The 20,330-nt window shown below is 75.5% G+C and carries 19 protein-coding genes; 14 read left to right on the forward strand and 5 right to left on the reverse strand.

Annotated elements, in window-relative coordinates; all coding sequences use genetic code 11:
• Positions 1-23 precede the first annotated feature (23 nt).
• Entirely contained in the window at positions 24-1,721 is a 1,698-nt protein-coding gene (locus IE321_RS16580; RefSeq protein ID WP_190223459.1) for a bifunctional 3'-5' exonuclease/DNA polymerase, read from the reverse strand.
• 131 nt (positions 1,722-1,852) lie between these two features.
• Positions 1,853-3,097: a helix-turn-helix transcriptional regulator gene (locus IE321_RS43045; RefSeq protein ID WP_190223460.1), complete on the reverse strand. Its 1,245-nt coding sequence runs from the start codon at positions 3,095-3,097 to the stop codon at positions 1,853-1,855.
• A gap of 185 nt (positions 3,098-3,282) precedes the next feature.
• Between IE321_RS43045 and IE321_RS16590 the strand changes: the two genes are divergently transcribed.
• Complete coding sequence (locus IE321_RS16590) at positions 3,283-4,212, forward strand: NADP-dependent oxidoreductase (RefSeq protein ID WP_190223488.1); 930 nt, start codon at positions 3,283-3,285, stop codon at positions 4,210-4,212.
• A gap of 87 nt (positions 4,213-4,299) precedes the next feature.
• On the opposite strand, the gene IE321_RS16595 is transcribed toward IE321_RS16590, so the two are convergent.
• Positions 4,300-6,411 (reverse strand): ABC transporter permease, encoded by a 2,112-nt coding sequence (locus tag IE321_RS16595; protein WP_190223461.1) that lies wholly within the window; start codon positions 6,409-6,411, stop codon positions 4,300-4,302.
• On the reverse strand, positions 6,405-7,262 hold the full coding sequence (locus tag IE321_RS16600; RefSeq protein WP_190223462.1) for an ABC transporter ATP-binding protein: 858 nt from the start codon (positions 7,260-7,262) through the stop codon (positions 6,405-6,407). Before IE321_RS16600 ends, IE321_RS16595 begins: the two co-directional genes overlap by 7 nt.
• 179 nt (positions 7,263-7,441) lie before the next feature.
• Between IE321_RS16600 and IE321_RS16605 the strand changes: the two genes are divergently transcribed.
• From IE321_RS16605 to IE321_RS16635, 7 genes are all read left to right on the forward strand, one after another.
• A complete protein-coding gene (locus IE321_RS16605) occupies positions 7,442-8,599 on the forward strand; it encodes a DUF2786 domain-containing protein (RefSeq protein WP_190223463.1) in 1,158 nt (385 codons plus the stop codon).
• Positions 8,600-8,746: 147 nt separating this feature from the next.
• On the forward strand, positions 8,747-10,888 hold the full coding sequence (locus IE321_RS16610; protein WP_190223464.1) for an FUSC family protein: 2,142 nt from the start codon (positions 8,747-8,749) through the stop codon (positions 10,886-10,888).
• A 147-nt stretch (positions 10,889-11,035) separates the two neighbouring features.
• On the forward strand, positions 11,036-11,593 hold the full coding sequence (locus IE321_RS16615; protein WP_190223465.1) for a hypothetical protein: 558 nt from the start codon (positions 11,036-11,038) through the stop codon (positions 11,591-11,593).
• A gap of 80 nt (positions 11,594-11,673) precedes the next feature.
• Positions 11,674-12,255, forward strand: a complete 582-nt coding sequence (locus IE321_RS16620; protein ID WP_190223466.1) for a SigE family RNA polymerase sigma factor — start codon at positions 11,674-11,676, stop codon at positions 12,253-12,255.
• Positions 12,252-13,004: a hypothetical protein gene (locus IE321_RS16625; RefSeq protein ID WP_190223467.1), complete on the forward strand. Its 753-nt coding sequence runs from the start codon at positions 12,252-12,254 to the stop codon at positions 13,002-13,004. Before IE321_RS16620 ends, IE321_RS16625 begins: the two co-directional genes overlap by 4 nt.
• A 77-nt stretch (positions 13,005-13,081) precedes the next feature.
• Positions 13,082-13,246, forward strand: coding sequence for a 50S ribosomal protein L33 (gene rpmG / locus IE321_RS16630; protein ID WP_043226540.1), 165 nt, complete (start codon positions 13,082-13,084; stop codon positions 13,244-13,246).
• Between the two features lie 255 nt (positions 13,247-13,501).
• Positions 13,502-13,714, forward strand: a complete 213-nt coding sequence (locus tag IE321_RS16635) for a DUF397 domain-containing protein (protein ID WP_043226629.1) — start codon at positions 13,502-13,504, stop codon at positions 13,712-13,714.
• A gap of 155 nt (positions 13,715-13,869) precedes the next feature.
• On the opposite strand, the gene IE321_RS16640 is transcribed toward IE321_RS16635, so the two are convergent.
• The gene (locus tag IE321_RS16640; protein ID WP_043226541.1) at positions 13,870-14,367 is read right to left on the reverse strand and encodes an ATP-binding protein; all 498 of its coding nucleotides are present in this window, start codon (positions 14,365-14,367) and stop codon (positions 13,870-13,872) included.
• 340 nt (positions 14,368-14,707) lie between these two features.
• On the opposite strand from IE321_RS16640, the gene IE321_RS16645 reads away from it, so the two are divergent.
• The 6 genes from IE321_RS16645 to IE321_RS16670 all read left to right on the forward strand — a co-directional run bounded on the left by IE321_RS16645 (position 14,708) and on the right by IE321_RS16670 (position 20,298).
• Positions 14,708-15,580: a Sco1979 family transcriptional regulator gene (locus IE321_RS16645; protein WP_043226543.1), complete on the forward strand. Its 873-nt coding sequence runs from the start codon at positions 14,708-14,710 to the stop codon at positions 15,578-15,580.
• 93 nt (positions 15,581-15,673) lie between these two features.
• The gene (locus tag IE321_RS16650) at positions 15,674-17,131 is read left to right on the forward strand and encodes an aldehyde dehydrogenase family protein (RefSeq protein ID WP_043226544.1); all 1,458 of its coding nucleotides are present in this window, start codon (positions 15,674-15,676) and stop codon (positions 17,129-17,131) included.
• Positions 17,132-17,233: 102 nt separating this feature from the next.
• The gene (locus IE321_RS16655) at positions 17,234-17,785 is read left to right on the forward strand and encodes a DinB family protein (protein WP_190223468.1); all 552 of its coding nucleotides are present in this window, start codon (positions 17,234-17,236) and stop codon (positions 17,783-17,785) included.
• A gap of 42 nt (positions 17,786-17,827) precedes the next feature.
• The gene (locus tag IE321_RS16660; protein ID WP_190223469.1) at positions 17,828-18,469 is read left to right on the forward strand and encodes a PadR family transcriptional regulator; all 642 of its coding nucleotides are present in this window, start codon (positions 17,828-17,830) and stop codon (positions 18,467-18,469) included.
• A 114-nt stretch (positions 18,470-18,583) separates the two neighbouring features.
• Positions 18,584-19,537, forward strand: coding sequence for an ATP-binding cassette domain-containing protein (locus tag IE321_RS16665; RefSeq protein ID WP_190223470.1), 954 nt, complete (start codon positions 18,584-18,586; stop codon positions 19,535-19,537).
• Positions 19,534-20,298 carry an ABC transporter permease gene (locus tag IE321_RS16670; protein ID WP_043226550.1) on the forward strand — a complete coding sequence of 255 codons (765 nt, stop codon included), beginning with the start codon at positions 19,534-19,536 and terminating at the stop codon, positions 20,296-20,298. Before IE321_RS16665 ends, IE321_RS16670 begins: the two co-directional genes overlap by 4 nt.
• Positions 20,299-20,330 lie beyond the last annotated feature (32 nt).

Below are 20,330 nucleotides of genomic sequence, written 5' to 3' on the forward strand. Positions count from 1 at the left end.
GGGGAAAGGGCGGTACGCGGACGCTACTTGGCGTCCGCGTACCGCTCCACCGTCGCCGTCGTGAACGGGAAGCGGACCGGCGTCTCGCCGAAGGCGATCCGGCCCGCCTCGTCGCCCGCCGCCCGGATCGCCTCCGTCACCGCCCCGGCCTCCTCCGCCGGGCAGTGCACGATCACCTCGTCGTGCTGGAAGAAGACCAGCTCGGCCCGCATCCCGGCGGCCGAGAGGGAGCGGCGCAGGGCCGCCAGCATCAGCAGGGCCCAGTCGGCGGCGCTGCCCTGGACCACGAAGTTACGGGTGAACCGGCCGCGCGCCCGGGCGTTCCCCGAGGCGTAGCCGGGGGTGAAGCCCTCCTCGGCGACGGGCTGTTCGGGCCCCTCCTGGGGGAGACCCGCCTCGCCGTCGTCACCGGCGCCGACCGCCCTCGGGCTGGTGCGGCCCAGCCAGGTGCGGACCAGGCGGCCCTCCTCGCCGGCCTTCGCCGCCTCGTCGACATAGCCGACCGCGCGGGGGAAGCGGCGGCGCAGCGCCGCCAGGTTCTTCAGCCCGTCGCCGCTGGTCTGGCCGTAGACCGCGCCCAACAGGGCGATCTTGGCGTGGTCGCGGTCGCCGGAGAAGGCCCGGTCGGACAGCCGGGTGTAGAGGTCGTCGGGGTGACCGGCGACCTCCATCAGACCGGGGTCGCGGGAGATCGCGGCCAGCACCCGCGGCTCCATCTGGTCGGCGTCCGCGACCACCAGCCGCCAGCCCTCGTCGGCGACGACCGCGCGCCGGATCACCTTCGGGATCTGGAGCGCCCCGCCGCCGTTGGTCGTCCAGCGGCCGCTGACCGTGCCGCCCGGCAGGTACTCCGGCCGGAAGCGGCCGTCCCGCACCCAGTCCGCCAGCCAGGACCAGCCGTGCGCGGTCCAGATCCGGTACAGCTTCTTGTAGGCGATCAGCGGCTCCACCGCCGGGTGGTCGACCTCCTCCAGCTCCCAGCGGCGGGTGGACCGCAGCCGGATCCCGGCCTGCGCGAAGGCCCGCACCACGTCGGCGGGCAGATCGGGCCGGACGCGGCGGCCGAAGGCGGCCGACACCTCGTCCGCCAGCTCCGCGAGGCGGCGCGGCTCGCCCCCGCCCGCGTACCGCTCGCCCAGCAGCTCGTGCAGCAGCTCCCGGTGCACGTCGGCCCGCCAGGGCAGCCCGGCCCGGTGCATCTCGGCGGCCACCAGCATCCCGGCGGACTCGGCGGCGGTGAGCAGCCGCATCCGGCCCGGGTGCCCGGCCCGGTCGTGGCGGCGCTGCTGCTCCGCGTAGACCGCCAGGAGCCCCTCGAAGGGGACGGTCGCGACCGGCCGCGGCTCGAAGAGGGAGTCCTGGGAGCCGGGCTCGGCCGTGCGCTGCGGCGGATCGGGCGGGACCGGGGCGTCCCGCATCCTGGCCCACGCGGCGGCCGCCGAGCGGGGCTCGCCGAGCCGGCCCTCGTGGCCCAGGAGCAGCTGCTCGGCGTCCTCGATGTCGTAGCACCGCTCGACGCGGACGCCGGCGGCGAGCAGCCGGGGGTACACCTCGGCCGTCGACCGCCACACCCAGCGCGCGACGCCGGGCCGGGACCGGACGGCCTCGACCAGGTCCGGCTCGCGGCGCGCCTCCCCAGCGGGCGCGCCGTCCGGCCCGAGGGGGACGAGGACCGCGCCCTCCCCCTCCGGTTCCGGGGCCAGCGCCCACCTCTCGCTCATGGGTGCGAGTCTGGCATCCGCCACTGACAGCGGCGGAGCACGACATCCCGGACGGACGGACGGACGGGCGGGACGGACGGGCGGGACGGACGGGCGGGACGGAGGCGGCGGGCCGCCGCCCGGAGCCCGGGCTACGCCGCCGCGTGGAACAGGGCCGCCGCCTCGCCGCGGGAGGCGACGCCGAGCTTGCCGAGGATGTTCGCCACGTGGAACTTCACCGTGGACTCGCTGATGTGCAGCTCCGCGGCGATGCGGCGGTTGCGGTGGCCGAGGGCCAGGTGCGTCAGGACCTCGACCTCCCGCTCGCCCAGCCCGGCCAGCGGGTGGACGGCCGCCACCCGGGGGTCGGGGGAGGCCAGCGGCAGGACGGCGGTCATGGTCGTGCCCCAGTGCGGCACCGCCTCGATCTCCAGCCGCCCGCCGAGGACGTCCAGCCGGTCCCGGACCGTGCCCGCCCCGATCTCGCACGCCTCGAAGAGGCCCGGCCCGTCGTCGCGCACGGCCGCCCACAGCTCGTCCTCGGTGAGCCGCCAGCCGACGTGCACCCGGCTCAGGCCCTCCTGGTCCAGCAGGATCAGGAGCAGCGCCCGGACGATGGACCGGGCGCCGTGCGCCACGTCGGCGGGGAGCGAGCGGCTCTCCGGCGGCGGGCCGAGTTCGAGCCGGACCGGACTGTGCCGGAGCATCGGCCGGAGCTGTTCGGCCAGCCGGCCGAACGCCTCGCGGGCCGGCTCCTCGGCGATCTCCCGGTCCTGCCGCCGCGCGGCGCGGGCCTCGACGAGCGCGGCGGCGGCGAGTTCGGTGGCGGCCGCCCGGGCCGCCGGGGCGTCCAGACCGCCGCTGCGGAGCACCGAGAGGAGGCCCGAGAGGGCGGCCACATGGGCGGTGGTCAGCTCGGCGGTGACCCGGGCGCGGGTGTCGGCGGCGGTCCGGGACCGGGCCAGCGCCCCCGGCATGGCCTCGGTCGCGAAGCGGTCCAGATGCGCGGTCACCAGGTTCCACAGGCCCTGGGCCAGGGCCAGCCCGTCCGGTCCGGCGGGCGGCGAGCCGTCCTCGCGCAGCAGCACGAGCAGCGAGTGGCGGGCGGTGGCGCCGCTCGTCACCGCGAGGACCGTACGGCTCCGGCCGCCGAGCCGGACCGTTCCCTGCCAGGGCTCGCCGGGCACCCCGGCGGCGAGCAGCGGCGCCAGGTCGGCGGTGCCGAGCCCGTCGGCCGCGCCGGTCGTCTTGAACGGCGAGTGCGCGCAGTGCGTGGAGAGTTCGGCCGCGCCGGTGTGCGGGACGGCCGGGGCGAGCGTGGCGGAGAGCTGCCCGAGGACCTGGTCGAGCGGCCGGCGGAGGATCTCGTACGCGGTGGTCAGCGTGAACGCGTCCATGGCGGCCAGCCTAGCCAGTGGGCGGGCCCGGGCGGCTGGTCTTTCGGACGGGTGGGACTGGCTGGAGGGAGGGCCTGGCGGGGCGGTCGTGCGGCGCAGGATGGATCACGTCGATCACGCCGAGAGACCGGCGCCCGGGGGATCCGGGAGCCGAACGGGCGGACAGGGAGGGCGACATGGCGACGATGGAAGCGATCGTGTTCGAGGAGTTCGGCGGGCCCGGGGTGCTGCGGCACGAGACCGGTGCCGAGGTGCCGGAGCCGGGACCCGGCGAGGTGCGGCTGCGGGTGGCGGCGGCGGGCGTCAACCCGATGGACTGGAAGGTGCGCCGGGGCCTGCTGGAGGCCCACTTCCCGACGACGTTCCCCGCCGTGCCGGGGATCGAGGTGGCCGGCACGGTCGACGCGCTCGGCGAGGGCGTCACCGGACTCGCCGTCGGCGACGAGGTGTTCGGCTGGTCGAGGACCGGCGCCTACGCGCAGTACGCCCTCGCCGGCGACGTCCTGCCGAAGCCGGCCGGGCTGTCCTGGGAGGCGGCGGTGGGCCTGCCGGTCGCGGGCGAGACCGCGGCCCGGGTGCTGGCGCAGCTCGGCGTACGGGAGGGGGAGACGCTGTTCCTGCACGGCGCGGCCGGCATCGTCGGCACCATCGCGGTGCAGCTCGCGGTCGCCGCCGGCGCCACGGTCGTCGGCTCGGCCTCCACCGCCAACCACGCCTATCTGCGCGGGCTCGGAGCGGTCCCGGTCGCGTACGGCGACGGCCTCGCCGACCGGGTGCGGGCCGCCGCCCCGCAGGGCGTCGACGCGGTCTTCGACGCGGCCGGGCACGGGGTGCTGCCCGTGGCGATCGAGCTGCTCGGCGGGGAGGGCACGGCGCGCAAGGAGCGGATCGCGACGATCGCGGCGACGGACGCGGAGGCGTACGGGATCGCCTACAGCCTTCCCGAGTCGGACTTCGAGCGGGTGCGCGGCTGGCTCACCGCCCAGGCGGAGGGGGTCCTCGCGGGCACCCTGCGGCTGCGGCACGCCGAGACCCTCCCCCTCAAGGAGGCCGCCCGCGCGCAGGAGCTCAGCGAATCGGGGCACGTGCGCGGCAAGCTGGTCCTGCGGCCCTGACCCCTCCCGGCGCGCGGCGGGAGGGCACGGGGGCGGGGCGGTGGCCCGGCTCCGACCCCGGCCACCGCCCCGTCCCACCTTCGCCGCTCAGCGACTGAGGCGCCACGCGGGGAGGGCCGGGGCGGCGACGGCGACGACCGGGCAGGTGGTCGACGCCCCGCCCGCCCAGGCCCAGGGGACGGCGAGCGCGACCGGCGCCGAGAGCGCGGCGAGGCCCGCTCCGAGGGCCCCGAGGACCACGGCCGTCACGGCGAGCCCGAGGACCGTGCCGATCGCCACCGCGAGCAGTGCCTCGCCCGTCACCGCCCGCAGCGCCTGCGCGCGCGTGGCGCCCGCCAGGCGCAGCGAGGCCAGCTCCCCGCCCCGGACCGACGTGGCCATCAGCAGCGTGCCGGCCAGGCCGATCACCGTGTAGAGGAGGACCAGCGCGAGCAGCAGGCGCAGGCCCAGCCGGGCGGCCCGGTTCGCGGCCGGCGGGGCCGCGGCGGGGCCGGCGTCCGCCGCCAGGGGCCGGTTCGACTCCAGGCGGTCGAGACGGGACCCCGGAGCCTGCGCGCGGGTGACGTAGGGCCCGTTGTCGCCGGTGCCGCGGGCCAGGACGGCCGCGACCCGGAGCCGTACCGGGCCGCTGCCGTCCGCCCGCCACACCTCCACCTCCTCGCCGACCCGCCGCCGCTCGAACTCCTCGTTGACGACGATCGACCGGTCGTCCAGGTCCCGCAGGTCGCCCGCGACCACCGGGAGCCGGGCCAGCTCGGCGAAGGCCGCCGGGTCGGCGACCGCCCGGGCCCGGTACTTCACGACCGCCTCGGCCCCGTCCCGTACGAAGAGGGAGGTCGGCCCGGACGCGGCGACGACCGTCCCCGCCGGCGTCCGGCCGGGGAGCGTCACCTCCCGGCCCTCGGCCACGTACGCGGCGGACGTCCGGTCCCGGGCCTCCGTCTCCTTGGCGCGCGCCACGCTCTCCGACGCGCCGGACAGCGTCCCCGCCAGCGCCACGGTCACCAGGACCGGCGCGGGGACGGCGGCGGTGCGGCGCGCGGCCGCCGCGCCGTTCGCCCGGACGAGCAGCCCGACCGCCCCGCCCCGCGGGACCGGCAGCAGCCGGGCCGCGGGCCGCGCCAGGAGCGGGGCGAGCAGGGCGGCGCCGCCGGTCAGGAGCATCGGCAGGGTCGTGTACGTCTTGCGCTTCAGCAGCGCCTCGGGCTCGGTGGCGTACGTCCAGACCAGCAGTCCGAGCCCGGCCGCGAGGAGCCCGGCGCCGAGCAGCGCGCGGCCCGGCGGCAGCACGTCCCGGTCGACGTCCGCCTCGCGCAGCGCGGCCGTCGGCCCGGTCCGCCCGGCGCGGTGCGCGGCGGCGGACGACCCGGCGAGGGCGACGCCGAGCCCCGTCCAGAAGGCCAGCTGGTACGGCCATCCGGCGGTCCCGCCCGAGACGGCGGCGAACCAGCCGGGCGCCAGCTCCCGGGCGACCAGCGCCCGCGCCATCGGGGGCGCGGCGAGGGCGCCGAGCCCGCAGCCCGCCGCGGACGCGGTCACGCCCAGCACCGCCGCCTCGGCGAGCAGCAGCCGCCGGACCTGGCCGGGTGTGGCCCCGGCGGTGCGGAGCAGGCCGAACTCGCGGCGGCGCAGTGCCACGGAGAAGGCGAAGACGGACGCGACGACGAAGACGGAGACGAAGGCGGCGACGCCGCCGACGGTGCCGAGGAGGGCGTTCAGGCCGGTGAGCTCCTGGCCGTCCCGCTCGTGGCCGGGGTCGGCGCGGCGGCGCTCGTCGCCGGTGAGCACCTGCGCCCGGTCGCCGACCAGGGCCCTGACCCGCGCGGCGGGGGCGTCGAGGCCGACGGCGTCGGGGTGGGCGGCGGCCGTGTCCGAGGGGTCCGCCGGGCGCTCCGTGAGGGTCCACCGGGCGCGGAGCTCGCGCAGCACGGCGGTGTCCACAGGCTGTGGACGGTCGAGCGGCCGGGAGACGAGCGCGGTGCCGGGGCCGCGCCGGACCTCGACGGTCAGCCGGTCCTGGCCGAGGACGACGACGGGGGAAGAGGCGAACCGCTCGGGGGCGTGCGCCGGCGGGTCCAGCGCGGCGGCGAGGCCGAGCCCGGTCGCGGTCAGCAGCCCGACGCCGAGCGCCAGGGCCAGGAACGCGCCCAGGAAGGAGGCCCAGCGCACCCGCAGCCCGCCGAGGACGACGCTCAGCACGGCGCACCCGCCGATCCGACCGGGCTCGCCGATCCGACCGCACCCGCCGGTTCGACCGCACCCGCCGGTTCGACCGCACCCGCCGGTTCGACCGGCTCCCCGCGCGCGCCGCCCGTCGCCGGGCGCAGGCGGGCGAGGCGGGCGGCGACGGCGGTCGGGGTCGGGGCGGTGAGTTCGCCCGCCAGGCGGCCGTCGACGAGGAAGACGACCCGGTCCGCGCGGGCGGCGGCGACGGGGTCGTGGGTGACCATGACGAGCGTGCGGCCCTCCTCGTCGACGAGGGCCCTGAGCATGTCCATCACCTCCGCGCCGGTCGTGGAGTCCAGCGCGCCGGTCGGCTCGTCGCCGAAGAGGACGGCGGGGCGGGCGATCAGCGCCCGCGCGAGGGCGACCCGCTGGCACTGGCCGCCGGAGAGCTGCGCGGGGCGGTGCCGCTCGAGGACCGCGAAGCCGACCCGGGCGAGCACCGCCCGGGCCGCGCCGCGGGCCGGGCGGCGGCCGGCCAGCCGGAGCGGGAGGGCCACGTTCTGCGCGGCCGTCAGCGTCGGCAGCAGGTTGAAGGACTGGAAGACGAAGCCGATCCGGTCCCGCCGCAGCAGCGTCAGCCGCCGCTCGCTCAGCCCCTCCAGGGCCGTGCCCGCCACCTCGACGCGGCCCGCGTCGGGGCGGTCGAGTCCGGCGGCGCAGCGCAGCAGGGTGGACTTCCCGGAGCCGGAGGGGCCCATGACGGCCGTGAAGGTGCCGGCGGCGACGTCGAGGTCGACGCCGCCGAGGGCCAGGACGTCCCCGTGCCGCCGGACGAGCCCCCGGAGCCGTACGGCGGCGGGAGGAAGGGAAAGGGTGCTGGTCATGGCTCCAGCGAACCGTTTCGCCGGGGGTCGGGTCACGCCGTCTGCCGGGCGTCCCGGGGTAGGGCCAGACCTACCCCGGGACGGGGTGCGACCGGGTGGGCCCGGCCGTCCTGAGACCATCGGAGGAGGCCGGACGCGAGGCGGCGCGAGGCGACGAGAGGCACGGAGAGGGCGCGGTCATGCGGGACGAGGCACGGGAGTCCACCGTGGGACGGGCGCTGGGGGAGGCGCTCCACAGCCGCGACGACCGCTCCCTCGACACGGCGGCCTCGCTGCTCGCCGCCGACCCGGCCGCCGACGCCGGCCTCGCGCGGCGCGGCGAGGAGCTCGTACGGACCCTGTGGGAGCACGGCTGGCAGCCCGCCGACCTCGCGCGCACCGTCCGCCGCGAGCTGGCGGAGGAGCACCTGCGGCTGCTCGGCGTGCTGGTGCGGGCCGAGACGGCCCGGTACGCGACGCTGCCCCGGCGCTGGCGCGAGCAGCTCGAAGCACTGGACGACGGGGCCGGGGCGGGCGCCGGCACCGCCGACCGCTTCTCGCACGCGACGGCCGTCCTGGAGCTGTACCGGCTGCTGGTCCGGCTGCCCCGGCTCGACGCGGTGGGACCCGTACCCGGCGAGACGCTGCCGCCGGCCGCCGCGGGGGAGCCGCGGATGCTCACCCGGATCCGGGCGCTGCTCGCCAAGGCGGAGGCCACCGGCTATCCGGAGGAGGCCGAGGCGCTGGCCGCGAAGGCGCAGGAGCTGATGGCCCGCCACAGCCTCGACGAGGCCGGGCTCGCGGCCGGGGCGCCGTCGCCGCAGACGCCGGGCGCGATCCGGATCGGCGTGGAGCCGCCCTACGAGCAGGCGAAGGCGATCCTGCTCGACGCGGTGGCGGGCGCGAACCACTGCCGGGCGGTGTGGAACGAGACGTACGGCTTCTCGACGGTGGTCGGCTTCGAGGCGGACCTGGATCCGGTCGAGCTGCTGTACACCTCCCTCCTCGTCCAGGGCACCGCGGCGATGACGCGCGCCGAGGCGGAGCAGCGGAAGGGCGGCCGCAAGCGCACCAAGTCCTTCCGGCAGTCCTTCCTCCTCGCGTACGCGAACCGGCTCGGCGCCCGTCTGGAGGCGACGTCCCGCAGGGTCGCCGCCGAGGCCCCGACGCTCCTCCCGGTCCTCGCCTCCCGGGAGGTCGCGGTGACGGCCCGCACGGACGAGCTCTTCCCGGAGACGCGGGCGACCCGCGTCCGGGCGATGTGGGACGAGGACGGCTGGAACCACGGCGCCACCGCCGCCGAGTCCGCCACCCTCATCCCGGACCGGGCGCGTCTGGACCGCCGCGCCCGGGGGTAGGGCCTGTCCGACCCTTCCCGTCGGTCCGGCCCGCCGGGCGCGCACGCCCCGGACGGCCCGGCCCGATCCGACGCGAACGGCTCGGACGGGCCCCGGCGCCGTGGGTGAAATGTCGGCTTACGGGGGGTTGGTCGCTACGCTCGGATCATGAGCTGGCTCCGGGCGCTGAAGGAGACCGCCCGCTCCGGCCTCACCGTCGAGCGGCGGCGGCTCGCGCCGGTCGTCGCGGCCCGCGGCGCCCTCGGGCTCGCGCTCGTCCTCGGCTTCTCGCTGGCCCTCTTCGGGCCGGCCGTCGCCGCGGCCTCCGCGTTCGGCGCCTTCCAGGCGGCCATCGCCACCTTCCAGCGGTCCTGGCGGCCCCGGCCCACCCTCGCGCTCGCCTCCGGCGGCAGCCTCGCCGTCTCCACCTTCCTCGGCTATCTGACCGGCACCCACACGGTCCTCTTCCTCGCCCTGCTGGTGCTGTGGACCTTCCTCTCCGGGCTCGCCTGGGCCGCCGGCCCCACGGCCGGCATCATCGCCTCCTCCAACGTGGCGATCATGCTGGTCACGGTCACCCTGCCCACCTCCGTCGCGACCGCCGCCGGGCACGCCGCCATGATCTTCGCGGGCGGGGTCGTGCAGGCCGCGCTGGTGGTGCTGCTGCCCGTCCGGCCCTGGGGCGCCCAGCGCGACGCCCTCGCCGACGCGCTCGCCGCGGAGGCGGACTACGCCCGCCGGCTGCGCCACGACCCGGTCGCGCCCTTCGACCCGGTCCCGCTCATGACCGCCCGCATCGCCGCCGCCGTCACCTCGCGGCAGGCCCGCCGCCGGCCCGCCGAACTCCACGGGCCCCGGCGGCTCGCCGAGCGGATCCGGCCCGTCCTCGCCTCGCTCGCGGACCCCGCCGTCGGCGCCCCCGCCGAGGGCCCGCAGCGCGACCGGGTCCGCGAGCTGCTCGCCGCGGCGGGGGAGATCCTCGACGCCGCCGCGCGCGCCATCCGGCACGGCGAGCCGGTCCGGCTGCCGCCGGCCGCCGTCGCCGCCCTGCGCACCCCCGACACCGGATCGATCCTCTCCGACCGCTCCCATCGCGCCGCCCTCCGGCTGTCAGCCCTCCTCGGCGACGTCGTGGACACGGCGGACCCGCGGACGGAGACGGGGCAGCCCGGGGCGGGGCCGGAGAGGTCCGGTGCGGGGCCGGGGGCCGGTCCGGCTCCCGGCGGGAGCCCCGGGCCGCCGGAGGCCACCGTCCTCCCCGAGCGCCCCACGCCCCGCAGCCGCCCCACCCTCGTCCGGCTCGCGCCGCTCGTCCTCGCGAAGATGCGGGCCGAGGTGCGGCCGGGTTCGGCGATCCTGCGCCACGCGATCCGGGTCTCGGCCGTCGCCGCCGCCGGGTATCTGCTCGGTCTGGTGCTGCCCTTCGGGCACGGCTACTGGGCGCCGATGGCGTCCGTGATGGTGATGCGGCCGGACTTCTCGCAGACGTACTCCCGCTCGGTGGCCCGCTTCGGCGGCACGCTCGTCGGCGTCGGGCTGGCCAGCGCCGTCGTGCAGACGGCGCACCCGGGGACGTACCTCTCCGCCGCGCTCGCCGTCCTCTGCGCCTTCGGCATGTACCTGCTGATGAGGACGGGGTACGCGGTCAGCCAGGTCTGCGTCGCCGCGTACGTCGTCTTCCTCCTCGGCATGGAGGGGTCCGGCGTCTCCCAGACCGTCCGGGACCGGGTCCTGCTCACCCTCCTCGGCGGTCTCCTCGCGATGCTCTCCTACGCCGTCTACCCGGCCTGGGAGACGCCCCGGCTGCGGGGCCGGCTCGCCGACTGGCTCGCCGCCTCCGGGCGGTACGCGGCGGCCGTCGCCGCCCGGTACGCCGCTCCCGAGGGCCCCGGCAGCCCGGACGTGCGCGAGGCCCTGCTGTCCGCCCGGGCCGCGCGCGTGGCCTGGCACGACGCGCTGGGGCGGGCCGGCCACGAGCTGGTCCGGCACCGGGGGCTCTCGCACGCGGCGGCCGAGGGCGCGGGGCACGCGCTCGCCGAGTTCGGGCGGGCGGCCATGCTCCTGGAGGCCCATCTGCCCGAGCACGGCGCCCCGCCCCTGCCCGCCGCCGCCGGTCTCGCGGAGGCGCTGCGCGAGGCGACCGAACGCGGTGCGAAGGCGGTCCGCGAGCGCGGGGAACCCGTCTGGGACGACCTCCGCGAGACCGTCGCCGCCTGGGACACCGAGGTCACCGACCCGCTGCTGCGGAAGGCGGGCCGGCTGCTCGTGGACGCCCTGGACGACCTGTCGGCGGCGCTCGCCGACGCCTGAGCCGGGACGTCCTCCACCGCCGGGAGGTCCTCCGCCGCCGGGAAAACCTCCGCCGCGGGGAAAATCTTGCGCCGCGCTGTCATCCCGGGCCGGGCCGGGCGGAGTTGAGAAGGGTGGAAGACCGTCCGCCGAAACAGGAGCCGTCCCATGAAGAAGTACCTGCTCGCCGCGGGCGCCGCCGTGACGGCGGCGGCGGCCGCGGCGGCCCTCGCCGCCCCGGCCACCGCCGCCCCGTCCCCCGCCGCGCCCGTCACCGCCTCCGTACCCGCCCCCTCCGCGGCCGAGGTCTCCGCCCCCGCCCCCGCCCCGGCCGTCCGCACCGTCCGTCAGGGCCTGCGCGTCGACGCCGGCGGCGGCTACACCCTCTGGCTCACCCGCGAGGGCAAGCACTGGACCGGCCCCGACGGCTTCGAGCAGTTCCGCAGCGTCGTCGACGGCAACCTCGACCTGACCCGGCCGGCCCTCAGCCACCAGGGCGAGGGCACCTTCCACTCCGGGATCTACGGCGGCCCCGAGGCGCCCGGCCGGGTCGACGTGACCGACGCCGAGGGGCGGGTCACCCGCGCCACCCTGCTCCAGCTGCCGGGCCGCCCGGGCTGGGGCGTCTGGTACGCCCACACCGCGCCCTCCGACCGTGACGTCTCCGTCGCCTTCCACGCCCGTGACGGGCGGCTCCTCGTCGAGCTGCCCGCCATGGACTTCTGACGGGCCGTCCACCACGCTCGGCGGGGCCCGGCACGGGGCGGGCCCCGCCGTACCACCTCCCGATCGCGAGGTCCGCCACCGTGACGCACGCAGCAGAACCCGAGACGGACGACGGCTTCGCCGCGTTCGCCACCGCCGCCTGGCCCCGGCTCGTCCGCACGGCCCAGCTGCTCACCGGTGACTTCCACGAGGCCGAGGACCTGGTGCAGACGACCCTCGCCAAGGTGTACGGCCGCTGGCGGAGGATCCCGGCCGAGGGCGTCGACCTCTACGTGCGCCGCGCCCTCGTCAACAACAACCTCAGCCGCCTGCGCCGCCGCCGGGTCGCCCACCTGCTCGTCCCGGTGCTGCCGGAACCCGCCCGGCACCGGGACGCGGGCCACGCCGAGCACGTCGAGGAACGGGCCGTGCTCCTGGCGGCGTTAGCCGATCTGAGCGCCCGCCAGCGCACCGTGATGGTCCTGCGGTACTGGGACGACCTGACCGAGCAGGAGATCGCCGACGTCCTCCAGTGCTCGATCGGCACGGTGAAGACCCACGCCCGGCGCGGCCTCGCCGCGCTGCGCGCCCACCCCCGGCTCGCCTCCGGCCCCGCGCCGCTTCCCGCTCCCGCGCCGTTGCCCGGCCCGCCCCTCCGCACCCCCTACGGAGCCCGCCCATGACCCCCGCACCCGATGCCGGGCCCGACGCCGCCGGCGCGTGGGACGACCTGCTGCGCGCCGAGTTCGCCCGCGCCGCCCACGACGTGACCCCGGGGCCCGCGCCCGTCGCGGCGGTCGTCCGCGCCGGCCGCGCGCGCCGCCGGCGCCGTACCGTCGCCCTCTCCGTCCTCGCCGTGCTCGGCGTCGCGTTCGCGGTGGCCGCCGGTACGTCCCTGGGCCGCGACCCGCACCCCGCCGCCGGCCTCGCCGCCCCGCCGGCCCGGCCCGCCACCAGCGCCTTCGCCCCGACCGCGGGCCCGCCCCCGCCGGCCGTCCCCCGGACCTCCGCGTCCTTCTCCTCCGGGCGGCAGATCCCCACGCCGGTGCGGACCGTCGCGCCCGGGGAGCGGGTGGCGGCGGCCCCCGGGTGGAAGGTGTGGCTCACGGCCGACGGCAAGCACTGGCAGGGGGGCGAGGACCCGCTCGAACAGTTCCGCAGCGTCACCGACGGCAACATCGACCTCGCCCGGCCCGGGATCAGCCACCAGGGCGAGGGCGCCTTCCACTCCGGCCTCTACTACGGGACCCGGGACGCGGGCCGGGTCGAGCTCGTGGACGACCGCGGCCGGGCCACGGCCGCCGCCCTCCTGGAGCTGCCGGGCCGCCCCGGCTGGGGCGTCTGGTACACGGTGACGCGCGAGGGGGGCGCCCTGGGCCTCCGGCTGTACGACCGCGCCGGCCGTCTCCTGTCCGAGCTTCCACCCCTCTGAGCTGCGCCGATGTCTCCGTCGGCAGGGGCGGGAGATCATATTGGCAATGGGATTCGTTTTCGTTTACCCTCGGCCGCATGGCACGCAACGAGATACGTCCGGTCCTCAAGCTCAGGTCCACCGCCGGGACCGGCTTCACCTACGTCACCCGCAAGAACCGCCGCAACGACCCCGACCGGCTCACCCTGCGCAAGTACGACCCGGTCGCCGGCCGGCACGTCGACTTCCGTGAGGAGCGCTGAGCCGAACCGGGCCCGCGCCCGGGGAACCACCGCCCCCGCGCTTCCGTCCACCCGGATGGGAAGATCGCGGGGGCGTTCCCGTGTCGCCGGACGCCTCTCGCACGCAGCGTCGCGTAGTGGCTACGCCACGCCTCGTGCACGTGCATCTGCTCATGCAGCGGCATATGAACGCAGCTATGATCCGGGGAAGTTGACATACGAACGAAGCAACTCGGGGAGCTACCAGTGCATCACGCGCACCACGCGTACAACGGCATGGCGGCCACCGAGCTGCGCGGTGTCGTCTGGCAGAAGAGCAGGCACAGCAACTCCCAGGGCTCGTGCGTCGAGTTCGCCAAACTGCCGGGGGGAAACGTTGCCATGCGCAACTCCCGCCACCCGGACGGCCCGGCGCTCGTCTACACGCCGGCCGAGATAGAGGCCCTCCTGCTGGGGGTCAAGGACGGGGAGTTCGACCACCTCGTCTGACCCCCGCCCGTGGACGGGCGCGACGCGCCTGGTCCGCCCCGCCCGTGGACGGGCGCGCGGAAACCCCGGACGCGGACGAGGGACCCGTACCCGGAAAAGGAGAGAAGGGCCCCGGCGGTCGCCCGCCCGGGCCCTTCCTCACGTTCGACCGCCGGCTACTCCTCCGGGCCCACCCGGAACAGCGCCCACACCACCTTGCCCTGCAAGGTCCCGGCGAGCGGGTGCCAGCCCCAGCTGTCGCTGAACGACTCCACCAGGAACAGGCCCCGGCCCGACTCGGCCGAGAAGTCCTCCTCGCCGCCGCGCGCCTCCGGGCTCTGCCGGCTGGGGTCGCGCACCGCGCACACCAGACGGGAAGCCCAGCGCATCAGGTGCAGCCGCACCGGCGGACCCTGGGGTTCGTCCGGCGAGCCCTCCGGGACGGCGTGCCGCAGCGCGTTGGTGACGAGTTCGGAGACCACGAGGGCCACGTCGTCGAAACGGTCGCCGAGGTCCCAGCTGTCCAGGGTCGCGCTGGTGAACTTCCGGGCCCCGCGCACGGCTTCGTAGCGGGCGGGCAGGGCGCAGGAGGCGGAGGTGGAGACGGCGCCGGGATCGATCGGCGGGAGACCCTGCCGTAAAGGCTCGAGCACGGTCGATCCATTCGTCCCCATGCGAGGCACTCCCGGGAATCGCGGCGGTGGTGCGACAACGGTGCGAAACGGTGCAACAACACGACAACGCGACACGAGACGCGGCTGCGCGGGGTCCATGGTTCCGAATGCGCCCACGGGATGCAAGGGCAGATGCACGTGCACGCGGTGGCAGGTGCCGGACCTGTCCGACCCTGTGGTGAATCTGTGGAAATCTTCTTGACGGCGGCGTGTCCGGTTCCCGTCCGGAAGCCGTCCCTTCGCATCCCCTTCCGTAACCAGATGTGTACGCGCTGAAGCGTTTGGTGGCAGAATCCGGGGCTCGACGGGGGCTCGTCACCGTGAAGGGAAGGCTGGAGCCGTGACCGCAGGCGAAATGAACGGAGCGGGCGGGAGCGTCGTCCGGCGCATCCTGCTGGGCTCCCAGCTGAGGCGCCTGCGCGAGTCGAGGGGCATCACGCGCGAGGCCGCCGGCTACTCGATCCGCGCCTCCGAATCCAAGATCAGCCGCATGGAGTTGGGAAGGGTGAGCTTCAAGGCCAGGGACATAGAGGATCTGCTCACTCTCTACGGAGTCACCGAGGAGACCGAGCGCGGCGCGCTCCTGGGTCTCGCCCGCGAGGCCAACCTCGCCGGCTGGTGGCACAGCTTCGGCGACGTCCTGCCCGGCTGGTTCCAGACGTACATCGGCCTCGAAGCGGCCGCCTCCCTCATCCGCGTCTACGAAGTGCAGTTCGTGCACGGCCTGTTGCAGACCGAGGAGTACGCCCACGCGGTCGTCTCCCGGGGCATGCCCGGCGCCTCCCGGGCCGAGATCGACCGCCGCGTCGCCCTCCGCCTCGAACGGCAGAAGGTCCTCGTCTCCGAGCGCGCCCCGCACTTCCACGTGATCCTCGACGAAGCCGCGCTCCGCCGTCCGTACGGCGACCGCGCCGTCATGCGGGGGCAGTTGAAGCACCTCATCGAGGTCTCCGAGCACCCGGGGGTCACCCTCCAGGTGATGCCCTTCAGCTTCGGCGGCCACGCCGGCGAGAGCGGCTCCTTCACCATGCTCAGCTTCCCCGAGTCCGACCTCTCCGACGTCGTCTACCTGGAACAGCTCACCGGCGCGCTCTACCTCGACAAGCGCGAGGAGGTCGCCCAGTACGCCGCCGTGATGGAGAAACTCGCGAAGGACAGTCCGGATCCGGCCGAAAGCCGTGATCTTCTCCGGGGCCTCCTTCAACTCTCCTGAGACATCAGTACGATGACGGCGCATCAGTAGCCCCGGCGACCGGCGCCCGCACGCGCCCGGGCGACCGGCAGCCGGCAGAGGGGTTCTTCGTCCATGTCGCACTTCACCGACCTGGCCCACCAGTTCATCGACGGCGAGTGGAAGCCGGGCAGCGGCTCCTGGGACATCATCGACTTCAACCCCTACACCGGGGAGAAGCTCGCCTCGATCACCGTGGCGACCGCCGAGGAGGTGGACCGCGCCTACCGGGCCGCCGAGCGCGCGCAGACCGCCTGGGCCGAGACCAACCCCTACACCCGCCGCCTGGTCTTCGAGCGCGCCCTGCGGATCGTCGAGGACCGCGAGGCCGAGATAGCCGAGACGATCGTCGCCGAGCTCGGCGGCACCCGCCTCAAGGCCGCCTTCGAGCTGCACCTCGCCAAGGAGTTCCTGCGCGAGGCGGTCCAGCTGGCGCTGCGCCCCGAGGGCCGCATCCTGCCGTCCCCGGTCGACGGCAAGGAGAACCGCGTCTACCGCCTCCCGGTCGGTGTCGTCGGTGTCATCTCCCCCTTCAACTTCCCCTTCCTCCTCTCGATCAAGTCGGTCGCCCCCGCCCTCGCCCTGGGCAACGCGGTCGTCCTCAAGCCGCACCAGAACACCCCGATCTGCGGCGGCACCCTGGTCGCGAAGATCCTGGAGGAGGCGGGCCTCCCGGCCGGCCTGCTCAACGTCGTCGTCACCGACATCGCCGAGATCGGCGACGCGCTGCTGACCCACCCGGTCCCGAAGGTCATCTCCTTCACCGGCTCCGACCGGGTCGGCCGCCACGTCGCCACGGTCTGCGCCCAGAACTTCAAGCACGCCGTCCTCGAACTCGGCGGCAACAGCGCCCTGATCGTCCTCGACGACGCCGACGTCGACTACGCGGTCGACGCGGCCGTCTTCAGCCGCTTCGTCCACCAGGGACAGGTCTGCATGGCGGCCAACCGGATCCTGGTCGACCGCCGTCTGGAGGCGGAGTTCACCGAGAAGTTCGTGGCGAAGGTGCGGACCCTGCGGGTCGGCGACCCGGCCGACCCGGCCACCCACATCGGCCCGCTCATCAACACCCAGCAGGCCGAGTCGGTCTCCGGGGCCGTCGAGCAGGCCGTGGCGGCCGGCGCCACCGCGCTGCTGCACGGCACGGTCGAGGGCAGCCTCGTCTCCCCGTCGGTGCTGACCGGCGTGCCCGCCGACGCGCCCGTCCTCTCCCAGGAGATCTTCGGCCCGGTGGCCCTGATCCTCCCCTTCGACGGCGAGGACGAGGCCGTGCGGATCGCCAACGACACCCCGTACGGGCTCAGCGGCGCCGTCCACACCGGTGACATCGAGCGCGGCGTCCGGGTGGCGCGGAGCATCCACACCGGCATGATCCACATCAACGACGGCACGGTGCACGACGAGCCGATCGTCCCCTTCGGCGGCGAGAAGCACTCGGGCATCGGACGGCTCAACGGCGACGCCATGGTGGAGGCGTTCACCACCCAGAAGTGGATCTCGATCCAGCACGGCCGCAGCCGCTTCCCCTTCTAGAACGTTCTCTTCTGGGACGTTCCTCTTCTAGGACAAGAGCTGTCCTACTTCCTCCGTAACGTGGGCACTGCCCGAGAGACGGACAGACGGAAGGCGGACATCATGGTGGCTCTTGTTCCCGCGGAGGCCCCCGGCGACGAGCGCGGCGCGTTCCTCAACTTCGTGGAGGCCCAGCGCGCCGCGCTCCGCCGCACGCTCCTCGGCCTCACCGAGGAGCAGGCGGCGAGCCGCCCCAGCGCGAGCGAGCTCAGCCTCTCCGGCCTGGTCAAGCACGTGGCCGAGGTCGAGCTGAACTGGCTGCGCCTCGCGCAGGGGAAGCCCAACGAGCGGCAGCGGACCGAGGAGACCTGGGGCGAGGCGTTCCGGCTCGTCGACGGCGAGACGATCCCCGAGGTGCTGGGCTTCTGGGACGGGGTGGCGAAGGAGACCGAGGAGTTCGTCCGCTCCGCACCGAGCCTGGACGACACCTTCCCGCTGCCGCCCGCGCCGTGGTTCCCGGCGGACGGGCGGGTGTCGGTCCGCTGGATGCTGCTCCACCTGGTCCAGGAGACGGGCCGGCACGCCGGGCACGCGGACGTGATCCGCGAGTCCCTGGACGGCAAGGGCTCCTTCGACCTGATCGCGGAGGAGAGCGGTCGTACCGCCGGGTCCTGACCCGCCTACCCTGGTCGGAATCGACCAGAGAGGTACGTGGGGATGTCGGCGATCCGCCTTCTCGTCCTGGGCGCGGTGAAGCAGCACGGCCGCGCCCACGGCTACCAGGTGCGCAACGACCTGGAGTACTGGGGCGCGCACGAGTGGTCCAGCGCCAAGCCCGGCTCGATCTACCACGCGCTCAAGCAGATGGCGAAGCAGGGACTGCTGCGCGCCGACGAGATCGCGCCGAGCACGGCGGGCGGTCCGCCCCGGGTCGAGTACGAGATCACCGAGGCGGGCCGGGCGGAGCACCTCCGGCTGCTGCGGGAGGCGCTGTCCACCTACGACCAGCAGATGGACGTCCTGTCGGCGGCGGTCGGCTTCGTCGTCGACCTGCCGCGGGCGGAGGCGGTGGAGCTGCTGCGGGAGCGACTGCGGGGGCTCGACGCCTGGCGGACGTCGGTGACGGAGTACTACACGCCGGAGGGCGGCCCGGGGCAGCTCGGGCACATCGGCGAGATCATGCACCTCTGGGTGCATTCGGCGGACGCCGGCCGCGCGTGGACGCTCGGGCTGATCGAGCGGATCGAGGGCGGGGCGTACACCTTCGCGGGGGAGGGCGATCCGTTCGTGGGCGTCCTCGCCGAGGGGCAGGAGAACCCGTACGCGACCGGTGGCGACGGGGAGACCGCGGGCCCGTAGGACCCGGCCCGCGAGCACACTTATTAATCAAGTTTGACTAGCCCTCGGGCGGGGCATACCCTCTCCGCCGGGTTGCTGGTCAAATTTGACTAGACGGATAGCAGGAGGAAACGGATGTCTGTGGGTGGCGACGCGATCCTCATGGAAGGCGTGCGCAAGCGGTACGGGGACAAGCCCGCGCTCGACGGCCTCGACCTGGCCGTCCGGCGCGGCACGGTCCACGGCCTGCTCGGCCCCAACGGCGCGGGCAAGACCACGACGGTACGGGTCCTCGCGACCCTGCTGCGGCACGACGAGGGCCTGGTGCGGGTCGCGGGACACGACGTGCGGAAGGAGGCCGCGCGGGTCCGGCGCCGGATCGGGCTCCTCGGACAGCACGCGGCCCTCGACGAGGAACTGGGCGGCCGGCAGAACCTGGAGATGTTCGGCCGGCTCTTCCACCTCGGCGCCCGGGGCGCGGGGCAGCGGGCCGACGCGCTCCTGGAGCGGTTCGGGCTCACCGACACCGGCCGCAAGCCGGTCAAGCGGTACAGCGGCGGCATGCGGCGGCGGCTCGACCTCGCCGCCTCCCTCATCACCGACCCCGAGGTGCTCTTCCTGGACGAGCCGACCACCGGACTCGACCCGCGCGGGCGCGGCGAGGTGTGGGAGGCCGTGCGGTCCCTCGTCGACGGCGGCACCACCGTGCTCCTGACCACGCAGTACCTGGAGGAGGCGGACCGGCTCGCCGACCGGATCTCGGTGGTCGACGGCGGCCGGGTGGTCGCCGAGGGCACCCCCGGCGAACTGAAGTCGCGGGCGGGCCGCGACCGGATCGACGTCGTCGTCCGCGACGCCGCCCGCCTCGACGAGGCGGTACGGGCGCTGCCCTTCCGCCCCGCCGAGACGGACGTCGACCGCGACCGGAGGCTGATCAGCGCGCCCGTCCGGGACCGGATGGCCACGCTCGCCGAGGTCGTACGAGCCCTGGAGGCCGCCGGCATCGAGGCCGAGGACGTGGCGCTGCGGCGCCCCACGCTCGACGAGGCGTTCCTGCGCCTCACGGACAGGACGGAGGTGGCGGCATGAGCGCCGCGTACGCGCTGAGCGACTGCTGGACCATGACCCGGCGCGAGCTGGCCCACTGGGCGCGGCAGCCGGTGGCGGTCCTCGTCGGACTGGTCTTCCCGGTGATGATGCTGCTGATGTTCGGCTATCTGGTCGGCGGCGGCCGGGCCGTGGAGGGGGAGTACGTCGACTTCCTGGTGCCCGGGATGCTCACCCTCACCATGGTGTTCGGGCTCGAAGGCACGATGACGGCGGTCACCCGGGACCTGGAGAAGGGCGTCGTCGACCGCTTCCGCTCCATGCCCATGACCGACGGGGCGGTGCTCGTCGGCCGGGCCACGGCCGACATGCTCCAGTCCGCGGCCGGACTGCTCGTGATGGTCGGGGTCGGGTACGCGATGGGGTGGAGCGCCCAGGGCGGACCCGCGGCCTTCGCGGGGGCGCTCGGGCTGCTCCTGCTGCTGCGCTTCGCCATGCTCTGGATCGGGATCCACCTGGCCCTGGTGGCGGGGAAGCCGGAGCTGGTGCAGGCCGTGCAGATCCTGGTCTGGCCGGTGGGCTTCCTCTCCAACGCCTTCGCGGCGCCGGAGTCGATGCCGGGCTGGCTCGGCACGGTCGTGGAGTGGAACCCGATGTCGGCGACCGCGACGGCCGTCCGCGACCTCTTCGGCAACCCGGGCGGCGAGCCGGGATGGGTGACCGCCGCCGTGCTGTGGCCGCTGGCACTGCTCGCCGTGTTCTTCCCGCTGGCGGTCAGGAGGTTCCGGCGCCTGGGGAGGTGAACCGGGCGGCCTCGCGTGCGGGACCGAGGAAG

The organism is Streptomyces hydrogenans (assembly GCF_014656075.1).
GTDB lineage: Bacteria > Actinomycetota > Actinomycetes > Streptomycetales > Streptomycetaceae > Streptomyces > Streptomyces hydrogenans.